Genomic DNA, 12951 nt, shown 5'->3' with positions numbered 1-12951 from the left:
TCTCCTGACCCCATCATGCGGCAGCCCGGCGCTGACCGCGGAGAGAAGCGAGTGATCCATGGGACGGTCACGAATACGAGAGAGCAGCTTGACCCGATGAGCCCCAATCAGAGAAGACTCTTAAGCACTGCCCATTCATATAGGCGGCCATCGTGAAGAGGGATGATGCGCCATCCCTCGCCACCAGGGATCACGCCATATCAGTAACTAAATCTGGCTTTGAGGCCAAATACCCTTCCCTTTTCCGTCAACGAGTCGACAATCATCCCGGGCTGGAAAGCCAAGGGAAATTGCAAGCCGTTGACAACATTGTTCAACAGGTTCTTGCCATAGGCCGAGATACCCAACCTCCCCCCGGCCACGGTCAAGGTGATATCCGCATCGACGTTGTTGATGGCATAGACCCGGGTGGTGTTGATGTCGTTGCTGAAGGATTGATCCTGATGGAAATAGGTCGCCCTCACCGCAAGCGTGTTGCCACCGATCTTGGTGTGAAACTCCCCCGAGAATCCATAGGACCAGGGCGACAAATAAGGAATTTGCAGGGCGAGCTGGCTCGGCGTGATGACGCCATTCGGGGCCAGGGCCCTCAGCAACTTGTCGATCTTGCCATGCAAATATCCGAAGTTGGCCGAGAGGGTGAGCTGAGGCACGACCGCAAAGGAGGCCTCGCCCTCGAATCCATAAATCGTGGCGTCGGCGGTATTGGCCGTTGTCTGGATGGTACCCACGAGCGGATCGGGGAAGGAAATATCGCGCTGCAGACCGTGGAACTTATTGTGGAACGCCGCCAACGAGATCCGGCCCCGGCGGTCGACGGTCTGCTGCTTGATGCCGGCTTCGAAGGTGCTCTCCACCTCCTGCCCATAAGGGCTCGGAGGCGCGGCGGGATTGGTCTGCCGGATGTTAAATCCGCCGCTGCGAAAGCCTTTCGTCCAATAAGCGTAGATGTTGGTTTCCGGCGTCGGTTTCCACTGAATACCGATTTTCGGCGTAAAGGCGTTCCAGCTTTTGCTGTCGGCAAAAGGAAAATATGAGCAGCTCACCGTCTCCAACCTACAGGGATTACCCGCTCCGAGCGCCTTGATCGCGGCCACTTTCACGGATTTCCGCTCGTTGGAAAAGCGGGCCCCAAGGTTCAGTGTCAGGTTATGCAGGATATCGATATCGAAGTTGGAGAACAAAGCCCAGGTCGTGGATTTCTGGACACCCCCTCCGAACAGGCTAGATGCGGTCAATCCAAAATATCGGTTTTCCAGATAGGAAAATCTATCCGTATAATAATAGGCTCCGATCGTCGTACTTACTGGCCCGAATTTTCCGGAATATCGCAACTCATCCGACCATTGATGCTGGCTAGCCCAACTGTAGAAATTGAAATAGGTCGTCGGCGTGCCATCTTCGTCCACGCCCACATCCGCGGTAGCATGACGAAAGGCGGCAATGTTGATGATCTGTCCGTTGCCGAAGCCCACGTCCAGTCGCGATTCGAGCGTGGCGGACTGCCAGCTGACATCGGTGTATCCCGTCAGGTCGAGATCGAGCGTGAAGTCCCGATAGCCATAGAGCCCACTGTCATGCATCGGCGTGGGATCGGCATTCTGCTTGCCCGCCTCCAGCCGCAATATCGTCGCGAAGCCACTGGATGGATGATATTTCAGGGCCGCCCGGAGGTCGGTGGTATCGTTCTTGCCGAATTTCTTGCCGTTGAAGTCGTTATGGAACCAACCCTCGTCCTGGACGACCGAGGCCGAAACCTTGGCACTCCATACCCCATCGGACGAAAGCGGGCCGGTCACCATCGCTGCGGCGTTGTAGCGGGGGCCACTTTCGATCCCTACTTCCGCTTTGGCCTTGAAGGTCTCGCTGGGCTCGGACGTCCGCAGCAGGATCGCGCCCGCGGTCACGTTGCGACCGAACAGCAACCCTTGTGGGCCACGCAAGACCTCGACGCCCTCGACATCGAACATGTTGCTGAGCGCCGTCGAGCCGCTCATGCCGATATACACGCCGTCAAGAAACACGCCGACCGTCGGCGTCGTCGTCGGCGCGGACGTATACACACCCATACCACGAATCGTATAATTGTTCTGATTGGCGTTGGCGCCACCAGTCAGATGGACGTTCGGAACCATTCTGGTGAAATCGGTGATGGTCTCGATATGCGATTGTTGGATTTGCTGTGCGCCGAACGCACTGACCGTCGCTGCCACATTCTGGACACTGGTCCCGTAGCGCGATTTCGTGGCCGTTACGACGATCTCTCCGCTTTCCTTCGCTGAAGATGCGTCGGCATTGGACGGCCCGGCCGCGGCCGTGCCATCCGAGGCCCGCGCCACCGCCGGACTGGCAAGCGCACCCATCGCAACGCCGCAAGCAAGCGCCGCGCTCAACGATCTGGCAATGATCATCTTTACCCCCTCCTCTCCGGGAAGCGCCCACCGAAGGTTAAGCCGCTGCGCTTTCCTTCGCTGTGACGCCTGGTCGGATCAAAAAAATGCGCGCGCTTGTTCTCGATCGTCATGGTCAACAGGCGATCGTGGCATTCGGCGCAACGTGGAATCCCGCAATTCGAGACAGTCGTTCATCGAGCCCGCTTCGTGCCGTCACAGCAGCGTCAGTTCGGCAAATATCGGCTCCCTGGCGCACATCACGTCGGTGGCCATCTGGGTCTGGCAGCCAGGGCAGCAATATTGGCGGAACTCGACCGGCTCGTCGATGAAAAGTGCGGGATCCCCTACCATCGGGATATCCGTGACCGGCGCAATGTTGACCAGCAGGCCTTCCTTATAGTTCCCGGTATAATCGCCGAGGACGTGTCCACAGATCGCGCAGGCAAGGACGCGCTGCCCGCCTTCGTCGCGTGCCGCGACATATTCGTGCACCAGCCGCGGCGGTTCGCCCGATGCCGGCGTGATCCTGGCTCCGCGGCCGCCCGGACCGGCAGCTTTCCATTGCTTGCGCTTCTCTCGCAAGGCGTGGCGGCACGCCTCGGTCGCCGCCGGATCGGCGGCGCCGTCCGCGGTTCGCATCACGCCATAGATGCGCGTTGCCGCGTCTGCGGATACATAACCCATCGCCACGTCCCGCGCGACGGCTTCCGGCTCGCGCAGCAGCGGATCACCATAGCCGCCGCCGCCCATGAACGTGCCTTCGACCACATCGCCGGTCCGCAGCACGGTGCCGTTCGATTTGCCGCGCAGCAGATGATCCTCCTCGGACGCGAGATCCCCGATCGCAGAAGGCATTTGCCGGCGCGCGAACATCTCGGCCAGGTTGGTGCCCTTGCGCACCAGATAATGACAGGTCGGCGAGGGCCAGCCGCCGAACAGGCCGGCGGCGCCATGGGTCGAATTGTCCTGGCCGCCGGTGTTGGTGATCGCGCTGATCTCACGGGCACGATAGGGCGTAAAGGCGAATTTCATGCCGACACCGCCACGATAACGGCCGGCCCCCGCGCTATCCTCGAGCTCGCGCCGATAGAGATAGACGATGGGATAGAATTGCTCGACCTCCTCGGCATTGAGCAGCTTCATCAGCGGGCTCCATGTCGCGCCCCCCGTATCGACCCCATCGCGGTTGGAACGCGCGCCCGACCCCATCGCAACGGCGTCCATCAGCGCAGTGCCGAAATAGCCGCCGGCATCGTTGCTTCCCGCCAGCACGAGCATCGGCCAGCCGGGTCCGGCGGCGATGACGTCGGACTTGAGCTCCGGGACGCAGGCCAGCATCGCGCCGATCGCCTGCATCAGCGCGTTGGTGTGCACCACGACGCTCATCACCCCACCGCTGATCGCCGCGGGATAGTCGGCGCAGGAAATCAGGCCCGGCGTCATCTCGAAATCGATCTGGCGCTCGGCGCCGCCGGTCGAGAACATCTGCTCGTACAGCATCGTCACCGCGACGACGCCAAGGAACTGCCCGGCAAAGGCTGCGAACACGAAGTTGAGCGGACCTTCGACCTGCGTGTCCGTCCCTTCGTTGTCGACGATCAGCCGATCGCCCTTCTTGGTGAGGTTGACCTGGACTCGATAGGAGCTGCGGTCTCCGGGCATGCGCTCGTCGAAGTAGCGGACCTGCGACCAGCGGCCGTCGGGAATCCGACTGAGCTTATCGCGCATGGACTGCTGGGCGTTATCGATCACCCGCCGCATTGCCGCCTTGACGACGCCGGCGCCGAAATGCGTACAGAGATCACGCATCTGCCGGACGGCGAAGCGGCAGCCCGCGATCTGGGCGCGAAGATCGAGCGCGAGCAGATCGGGCATGCGCGACTGGCGCAGGTACATCGCCTCCAGATCCTTGCGCACCGCGCCCTTCTCGACCAGCTTGAAGGGTTTGAGGATGGTGGGGTCACTGTACACATCCGGAGCGTTCTGGGGCCAGCCGCCCGGCACGACGCCGCCGCGATCATATTGGTGCCCAGCATTCGTCACCCACGCGAACAACTTGCCGTCCACGAACACTGGCGCGATCAGCATTACATCCATCTGGTGCACCGCGCCGATCCAGGGATCGGTCGATACGTAAATGTCGTCCTCGTGAATGCCGGGGGCTTCGCTATACTGCTCCATGATATAGCGGATCGCCAGCGAAGTGCCCGTCCCGAGATTCTGCAGATAGGGCGCGTTCATGGCGATCTCGGCATGCTCTGTGAGCAGGCACATGTTGAAATCGAGCGACTGAAACACGGGCGAGCCAGAAATGCGGGTCAGCGTCTCGCCATGGGCGATGTTGATCATCCAGAGCCGGTTGCGAATCACCTCGAATGTCACCGGGTCGAGCGTTGCGTCGCACGCGTCATGCAGCATCAGATCGCCCGATACGCGCGACAGCCAGTCGCCTTTGGGACGATAGGAATGGAAACGTCCGTCCCATGTCACTCGTCCCGCGCCATCCGGAACGCTCTCGGCCGCCATGTCCGCACGCATCGTCCGATCCGCGGTGGCTACATCGTGACTCATGTACGCCCATCTCCATCGCGACGCCCGTGAGCATGAGGGCGGCCGCTCATTGTCTTGCCCGGCTTGAACATGCCGGCTCCGATCAGGATTTAGACGATCGGCGCAAAACATCAACGTTATTGTTGAATAATTCATTGGGCCGCGCCATGCTCCGCTGACGGCGCGACCGGCGGGATGCGGCAAAGTCCGGGGGAAGCGAGAATAGGCTCATCGCCGTGCCCGTCTCGCCCGCAATTCATTCCGGGAACGCCACAAGCTCGAAATACTCGAAAGGGAAAGGCTGCATGTTCGCACATATATGCCTTGGTGCCGACGATCCGATCAGGGCAAAGATCTTCTATGATGGGCTCTTTATGGCGATCGGAGGGATGCCGGGCTCGGAGATCAAGGATGGCGACCGGATAGTCTATGTCCATGACGATGCCATGCTCGTGGTCGGCAAGCCCTTGAACGGCGCGCCGTCCTCACCGGGAAATGGCGGCACCATCGGTTTCACCATGTCGAGCCCCGCCATGGTCGATTCATGGCACGCGGCCGGCTTGGCGCATGGCGGCACGACATGCGAAGACCCGCCGGGGCTGCGCGCTTCGTCCGGCTTCTACCTCGCCTATCTGCGCGATCCCGACGGCAACAAGCTGTGCGCGGTATTCAAGCCGGGCGCATAGGTGCGCCACGAGGTGCGCCCTCACGTCAATCCTGATCGCGGATCCGGTAAACGGCATCATCCTTCGATCGGAGCGCCGCAGTCCATGCCGGGCCGAAGTCGGTAGTGCCCATCCCCTCTTCGATCCATTCCGTCACGAGGATGCGGCGCGCTATTTTCCAAGCGCCGTCACGGCGCTCGAAGCGGTCTACATAACGGACGCCCATCACGGTGCGGACCATCGCATCCCTGCCGGAGCTGATACTGCGCGCGGCGGTGCGCTCATGCTGTACGATAATGCAATAGGTTTCCGCAAAGGCGGTTTCCCCTGCGATCTCGACCAGGCAATTGCCGATGAAATGCATCGATTGCTCGATGGTCTCGTGGCGCTTTTGAACCCAGGCGATCAGATCGGCCGGGCTTCCCTGCAAGGGGCCATGATCCTCCGTCGCATCCGCATGATAAACGGAAGCCATCAACGCCCAATCCTTGCGATTGACGCCACGGACATACCGCATGATGGCATTGCGGATATCACGTTCTGCAAGCATTTCCGCGATCTGGTCGTCAAGACTGGGCTCGCCGCTCATCTGCTTCTTCCTAGCGCCTGTTTGAGATCACGGGCCGCCGCCGGGCGAGGCGCCGCTACGATATGCGTCCAACGAACAGCTCGCCCCTGACGGCGAAACGCGGTGCGGCGAGAGCCGCGACCATCGTCATCAGAGCCAATGCGGCGAGGACCATGGAGACCGCCCAGGAACCGCCGGCGGCATGCTGCATTGTCGCGGCGAGCATGGGCACGAAACCGCAGAACACGCCAGCGATGTTCGAACATATACCCAATCCGCTGTATCGCCGCTCGACGGGAAAAAGTTCGGCCAGATATTGCCCAATCACCGATACCGGGATGTAGACACTTGCCGTGCCCAGGGTGATGCCGAGGATCACGGCCCATGGCTGCCCGGTATCGATCAGGGCGAATACCGGAAAGGCGAGAAGGAGCGTCAGGACCCCGCCTGCGGCGACGACCCCGGCATTGCTGAAGCGTTCGCCGAGCCGGCTGCCAACCAGCACCACGAAGATCTGGACCACACTCGCAACCGCCGAGGCGGCAAGCAACAAAGGGCGGGGGAGATGCAATGTCGAGGTGCCGTAGCTGATGACATAGCTCGACATCAGGTAGAATCCGCCAATCCCCAGCATGCAGCCGATGGTGCCGACCAGAAACCTCGGAACATTATCGAAGATCACCTCCCTTGCAGGGAAATGCGATAGGTGATGCGCTTTCTTCACCTGCTCGAACATCGGGGATTCATCCACCTGACGCCGGAGCCAGAGCGTGCCCAGCAGCATCGGGAAGGCCGCGAGAAAGGGCAGCCGCCAGCCCCACAGATCGAACATCGCCGGCGGCAGCAGCGAAACCAGGAAGAAGGCGGCAGTGGCCGTCAATATGCCGATCGGCGCACCGAGCTGGGTCATAGCGGCGGAGCGTGCACGTGCATCGGGCGGCGCATGCTCCACCGCCAGCGCAATGGCGCCTCCCCACTCGCCGCCGATGGCGATCCCCTGGATCGCCCTCAGCATGGTGAGCACGAGCGGCGCCATGATTCCCGCCACGGCATAAGTGGGCAACATGCCGATCAGGCAAGTGGTGATGCCGATGATCGCGATGGTGGCGATCAGACATTTGCGGCGCCCGAAACGATCCCCCAGATGACCGAACAGCATGGCGCCCAGCGGCCGCATCGCGAAGCCGACCGCGAAGGTTCCCAATGCACCCAGCGTCGCCACGAAGGGCTCGTTGCTGACGAAGAACAGGCGGGTGAACACCAGCGGCGCAGCGAGACCATAGAGCATGAAATCATAGGTCTCGAGCGCGGTGCCCACGAACATCGCGAAAGCGATACGGCGCGTGCGCCTGCTGTCGGAAGACGTCATATGCATGAAATAGCAACCCCGGCACCGTCATCGATCGCAAATCCGCGCCGCCGCCCAAGCAACGGCTTCGCGCATTCAGTCATAGGGCCGGCCGGGCTGGCTGAGAATGGCGCCGAACCCGTGAACCGGAGTCATCACACCGGCAATGCGCAGGCCAGCCCACAAGGAAGCCGTGAGCGAAGTGACGACCGGTACGCCGAGATCCTCCTCCAGCGCTGCGACCACCGATTGGCCGCGAAATGCGGCGCAAGTGACCAGCAGCGCATCAGCCGACGGATTCCAGACCGATCGCGCGAAGCGATAGATCTCGCCCGGCGGAACGTCGCACATATCTGCCGGATCGTTGAGGTCGAGGCCGTGGACATCCACCACCTCTAGGCCGGCACTGTTGAAGAAATCACTCTCCAGCCTGTCGAATTTTGCCGGATACGGCGAGGCGATGCATATCCGCGAGACACCCAGCCGCTCGAAAGCACGCACGATCGCTTCCGCGATGGTGGTGCAAGGCACGCCGGTCTGTTCCCTCAGCTTCGCGATGAGGGCACGGTCTCCCTCGACGCCCTTGAGGATGCTGGAGGCCGTGCAGGCGTAGAGCAGCGCATCGGGCTCGCAATCCATTACACGCCTCACGGCAGCGCGTTCCTCGCTTTCCATCTCCTCGAGCGCGTTCTCGATCGAGGTGGCACGGGAAAACGGCATCCGACCGAAATGGAAGCTCACGCCTTCGGGCGCCACGCGCGGCAGCCAGCCTTCGAATGCCGTGTTCGTGCTCGGCATCACCAAGCCAACACGGGCCCGCCAACCATCCTGCGCCCTGCCTACCAATATACTCTCCCTGTCGAGGGGCCGGCCGTCCTCGCCGCATATGCTTCATCGACCCGCCAATTTGGTCAGATCGCCCAGTCATGTCAACTTATGTGTTGACTCCACATGCCATCATTCGTGCAGACCGCTTGCGCATCGGGCGAAAAAAGGCGCGCAGGTCCTCCACGATCGCCTGCGGACGCTCGGCCGCCGCGAAATGACCACCCACCGCATGTTCGCGCAGCATCGTGAGGTTGAAATAGCCTTGCAGCCAGCGCATGTCCGCATCCGGTGGCAGGTCGGACAGGAGCAGCGAGACTCCGGTCGGCACCTCGACCATCGGTTGACGCGTGTGCGACGGACGCCATTCCTGCTTCCAGGAATCGCGATACAGTCGGGCCGACGTGACGAAGCTGTCGGTCGCCCAATAGAGCGTGAAATTGGTCAGCAGCTGGTCCTTGGAGAAGACCGTCTCCACATCCCCTCCGCAATCGCTCCAGTTGCGGCGCCTTTCAAGCAGCCATGCCGCGAGTCCCACCGGGGAATCATGCAATGCCGCCGCCAGCGTTTGCGGGCTGAGAGCCTGGGCGACCGCGTGGCCCACCTTCCTGGCCTCCCATGCGATGACCCGCCCATCGCGCGCTGCCGCGCCCGACAGGGGACCCGCGACGAGATCGGCCCAAGGGCGCGCCACGTTCCAGATGTCCAGCCGGCGCGGACAAGGTGAGAGGTGAACACCCAGCATGCGCTCTGGATATTTGTGGCCGAGCTGCTCTGTGACCAGAACACCGAAGTCGCCACCATGGGCGCCGAAGCGCTCATAGCCGAGCGCGTCCATCAGCTTGACCCAGAGGTCCGCCGTTTCCCAAATGGCAAAGGGGCGCGACAGCGGCGTCGAGAAGGCAAAGCCGGGCAAGGAAGGGATGACGAGATCGAAGGCGTCAAGCGGATCTGCGCCATCCGACACCGGATCCGCAAGAGGGTCGACCAAACTGGCGAAATCCCAGAAGCTCCACGGCCAGCCATGGGTCAGGATCAGCGGCAGCGGCGCCGTGCCCTTCCCCTTTATATGCATGAAATGGATCGGAATACCGTCGATTTCGACCCGAAAATGCGGGTGGCGGTTGATCGTCCGCTCCTGGGCCCGCCAGTCGAACCCCTCGCGCCAATAGGTCATCAGCTCGCGCAGATAGCGGGTCGGCACGCCATAACTCCAGTCCTCATTGGCGAAATCGGGCGCGAAGCGGGCAGCGGCGAGGCGCCGGGCGAGGTCATCCAGCACATCCTGGCTTATGGCGATCCGAAACGGCTCAGGCGTCACAACATGCCTCTCATCCAGCCGAGGATCAGCTGGGCGTCACGACGGTGACGCCCCTGCCTTATCCCCTGATCAGCTCCAGCGCATGGCGCAGCATCGCCAGATGCTCGTCGACATCGAGTTTCTCGGCGCGACGGTTATAGGGGGCCATGGTGTTGACGCTAATGTGGGTGGCGCCAAGCTCGCGCCACCGTGCCGCTTCTCGCGCCAACTCGTCATCCGCCCGGTAGCGCATGTCAAGCCGACCATCCATGCCCAGCGGCCGTTCACGCGGGGGTGCCTTGCCCAACGCTTCATCGAGCTGTGCCAGCCAGCCCTGCACTGCGGGCGAGAGCGCGCCGCCCGGGCAGATCCAGCCATCGGCCTGCCGCACAACCCGATCGAAGCCGATGGCCGATGTCGCCCCCAGCCACAGGGGAATAGGTTGGGACGGCAACGGGTTCAGCCCGACGCCGCCGAATCGGTGCTGGGGCTTGTCGATATCGACCAGCTCATGGCCCCATAGTTCGCGCAGCACGTCGATCTGCTCGCCCATGCGATCGCCGCGACGCGCGAAAGGCACACCAAGCGCCTCGAACTCCAGATGATTATAGCCGATACCCACGCCCAGCCGCAGGCGATTGCCGCTTAGCACCTGGATTTCGGCCGCCTGTTTGGCCACAAGGGTGGTCTGACGTTGCGGCAGAATCAGGATACCGGTGGAAAGCTCGATCTTGCGCGTGACAGCCGCGAGATATCCGAGCAGCACCAGCGGCTCGTGAAAAAGATCACGATAATTATAATGACCCGCAGGCCATTTCTGCATGCGCGGATCGCTCTGCTTCCCACTGACATCGGCGCCGACGACATGATCGTAGACCACGAGATGATCGAAGCCCATCTCCTCGACCGCGACGACCCATCGACGGAGAGTCTCTGGGTCTGGGGCGATCTCCAACTGCGGCAGGATCGCGCCAATTCTCACCATGTGCCCATTCCTTATGCGCCCAAACGGCGATGCGCGACTGCGTCCGTATCGGATCTTGAAGTTGACCCGATGCCGCGCCTCGGCCGAGGCTCAGACTCTCACCGCATCCAGCAGTTGTTGCACCCGCGCCTTATCGCCGCTGATCGTCACTTGGCCTTTCGCGATCGCGCTATCCAGATCTTCCTGCTTGAGGATCAGCGCGCTGAAGGTGGGAAGCTCAGCCTTCACGACGACGTCCGCCTTGTCCGCGCAGTCGCGCGTGAACAGCGCCCGGCCACCGGCCACGCGGCCAAAGATCGGCGTCGAGTCCAAGTGGAATTCATAGAGGCCGTCGGCCGGCCCACCCTCTTCCGGTTGGAAGCGCTCACTGCTCAATGTCATGATGCCGATCAACAGATCGCGATTGATCAGCGACGGCGCATCGGCGTCGTAGATTCGTTCCGGCTCAGCGCGCACCGCCGCATCGAGCTCGACTGCACCGATGCCGATGAAGATCCGCCAGCGTCCTTCGAGCACGCCATCCAGGACCTGCCGTGCGGCCCGGGGCGGCGGCATGGCGAAGACGTCCGACTGCTGCACGGTGAGCAGATGCTGGATCGTGGATTCCGGCGAATCCTGGACCGGCACGCCCATGCCGACCAGGTAGGAGCGCAAATGCCCGGTGCCGGAATTAGCCTTGCCCTCGGCGCTCGCTGCATCGATGATCTTCTGGCTGTTGGCGCGGATCGCCGTGCCGACGCCGCCGGGCATGACCAGCGACACGCCGACATGGGGTGCGTGCGTCTTGAAATCCTCGATCAACGCTTCGGTGAATCCCCGCACGGCCCATTTGCCGGCGCTGTAGGAGGTGCTGGGCGTGCCCGGCCCATGGGTCGCGCGCAAGGCATTGACGCTGGCGGTGTTGATGACATGCCCTTCCTCCGCCGCCACCACCAGTGGCACGAACACACGGCATGGATAATAGACGCCATACCAGCACACCGCATAAACCCGCTCCCAGGCGGCGCGGTCGTCCTCCAGAAAGCTGCCGGCACCGAAGATGCCGGCATTGTTGAACAGCAGATTGACATGATCGGTCTCGTGCTGGGCGAGCACTTCATCGCGGAAGCGTTCCACGGCGGCTTCGTCGGTGATGTCGGCAATATGGCTGGTGACGCGCACGCCATCCTTGGCGACCGCCATGGCGCGCCTGCGGGTCTCCTCCATCGCGGGACCGTTCAGATCGCACATCGCGACCGAGCAGCCCTCGGCAGCCAGAAGAATGACGAGCTCCCGGCCGATGCCGCTGCCGCCACCCGTCAGTACTGCGAGCTTGCCTGCATATGACTTCATCTTCTCATCCTCTATTCGATAATTGCATCGGATCGTCATCGTGCGCAATCCAGGATCATGACCGGATTTCGGGTTGCGCCAGCATTCCGGCCTGCGCAGTTTGCGCGGAATTGATGACCAGCAGAGATTGCCTGATCTCTTCGGGAATCGCAGCATTGCCTTCGGGATCGCGGTCATAGGCTGGCGAATGATCGAGCGTAAGCCGATCCATGCGATCACGCAGGATTCGCCCCGCCTCGAAAATATCACGCGCCGAACTGCGCGCGGCCTCGAGCGCACCGCTGCGCGCCGCCACGGTTCGCAGCATATCGGTATCGACCGCGCCGGGCGAGACGATCGCCACGGCGATCCCCCGCGGCGCGATCTCATGGGCAAGGGCATGCCCGAAAGAGACCAGCGCCGCCTTCGACATGCGATAGCCGTAATTGCTGATCGGTGCTGTCCTGAGAATGCCCAACGGCAGCAGGCCCATGCTGCCGATCAACATGATCTTCCCCTTCTCTGCCATATGCGGCAGCATGGCCAGCACGGTGCGGATACACCCCAGTACATTGACGTCGAAGACCTGCGCGACATTGGCGACGTCGATTCCCTCCAGACCAGGTGAATCGAGATTGACGCCGGCATTACACACCAGGATGTCGAGCGGAGCGGCCCCGATCCGTTCGCCCAGCCTGCCCATCGCAGCATCGTCGGTGATCTCGACGCCGGCAATGGTTTCCATGCCTGGTCGATCCGGTCGAGGCGAAGCGTCGCGGCACGTGATCTGCACATGGTCGCCCCGCTCGGCATAGGCGGAAGCGATGCCGAGGCCCAACCCCCTGTTGCCCCCGGTGACGAGCACTTTCAATGCGTGATCCATGCCCATCATCGTCGCTTCCGAACTGGATTTACGCGGAACCCTAACCGCGGCCGCCGACTTTCGTCAACGATTGTGATGACAAATGCAGATGTCGTCCATCTGTGAGAACCATTGCCCAAGACC

The 12951-nt window shown here is 62.1% G+C and carries 10 protein-coding genes; 1 reads left to right on the top strand and 9 read right to left on the bottom strand.

The features are described from left to right. Window positions 1-200: 200 nt before the first annotated feature. Both GQY20_RS31340 and GQY20_RS31335 read right to left on the bottom strand, forming a co-directional pair. Window positions 201-2411 (bottom strand): TonB-dependent receptor, encoded by a 2211-nt coding sequence (locus GQY20_RS31340; RefSeq protein WP_157221106.1) that lies wholly within the window; start codon window positions 2409-2411, stop codon window positions 201-203. A gap of 195 nt (window positions 2412-2606) precedes the next feature. Next, on the bottom strand, window positions 2607-4964 hold the full coding sequence (locus tag GQY20_RS31335) for a hydantoinase B/oxoprolinase family protein (protein ID WP_198351332.1): 2358 nt from the start codon (window positions 4962-4964) through the stop codon (window positions 2607-2609). A gap of 284 nt (window positions 4965-5248) precedes the next feature. Here GQY20_RS31335 and GQY20_RS31330 point away from each other — a divergent pair, with 284 nt between their 5' ends. Then, a complete protein-coding gene (locus GQY20_RS31330; RefSeq protein WP_157221104.1) occupies window positions 5249-5629 on the top strand; it encodes a VOC family protein in 381 nt (126 codons plus the stop codon). Window positions 5630-5654: 25 nt separating this feature from the next. Here GQY20_RS31330 and GQY20_RS31325 read toward each other — a convergent pair whose 3' ends face one another. The 7 genes from GQY20_RS31325 to GQY20_RS31295 form a co-directional block, all read right to left on the bottom strand. Continuing rightward, window positions 5655-6197, bottom strand: a complete 543-nt coding sequence (locus GQY20_RS31325; RefSeq protein ID WP_157221103.1) for a nuclear transport factor 2 family protein — start codon at window positions 6195-6197, stop codon at window positions 5655-5657. Window positions 6198-6252: 55 nt separating this feature from the next. After that, the gene (locus GQY20_RS31320) at window positions 6253-7551 is read right to left on the bottom strand and encodes an MFS transporter (RefSeq protein ID WP_157221102.1); all 1299 of its coding nucleotides are present in this window, start codon (window positions 7549-7551) and stop codon (window positions 6253-6255) included. A gap of 69 nt (window positions 7552-7620) precedes the next feature. Continuing rightward, the gene (locus tag GQY20_RS31315) at window positions 7621-8322 is read right to left on the bottom strand and encodes a maleate cis-trans isomerase family protein (protein WP_157221101.1); all 702 of its coding nucleotides are present in this window, start codon (window positions 8320-8322) and stop codon (window positions 7621-7623) included. 136 nt (window positions 8323-8458) lie between these two features. After that, entirely contained in the window at window positions 8459-9670 is a 1212-nt protein-coding gene (locus GQY20_RS31310) for an epoxide hydrolase family protein (protein WP_157221100.1), read from the bottom strand. Window positions 9671-9728: 58 nt separating this feature from the next. Beyond that, on the bottom strand, window positions 9729-10634 hold the full coding sequence (locus GQY20_RS31305) for an LLM class F420-dependent oxidoreductase (protein ID WP_198351331.1): 906 nt from the start codon (window positions 10632-10634) through the stop codon (window positions 9729-9731). A 90-nt stretch (window positions 10635-10724) separates the two neighbouring features. Then, on the bottom strand, window positions 10725-11966 hold the full coding sequence (locus tag GQY20_RS31300; protein WP_198351330.1) for an SDR family NAD(P)-dependent oxidoreductase: 1242 nt from the start codon (window positions 11964-11966) through the stop codon (window positions 10725-10727). Window positions 11967-12021: 55 nt separating this feature from the next. Then, window positions 12022-12828, bottom strand: a complete 807-nt coding sequence (locus GQY20_RS31295) for an SDR family NAD(P)-dependent oxidoreductase (RefSeq protein WP_157221098.1) — start codon at window positions 12826-12828, stop codon at window positions 12022-12024. Window positions 12829-12951 lie beyond the last annotated feature (123 nt).

The organism is Flavisphingomonas formosensis, assembly GCF_009755815.1.
GTDB lineage: Bacteria > Pseudomonadota > Alphaproteobacteria > Sphingomonadales > Sphingomonadaceae > Flavisphingomonas > Flavisphingomonas formosensis.
The sequence above is the reverse complement of the archived record's forward strand: the minus strand, read 5'-3'. Positions and strand labels throughout refer to the sequence as shown.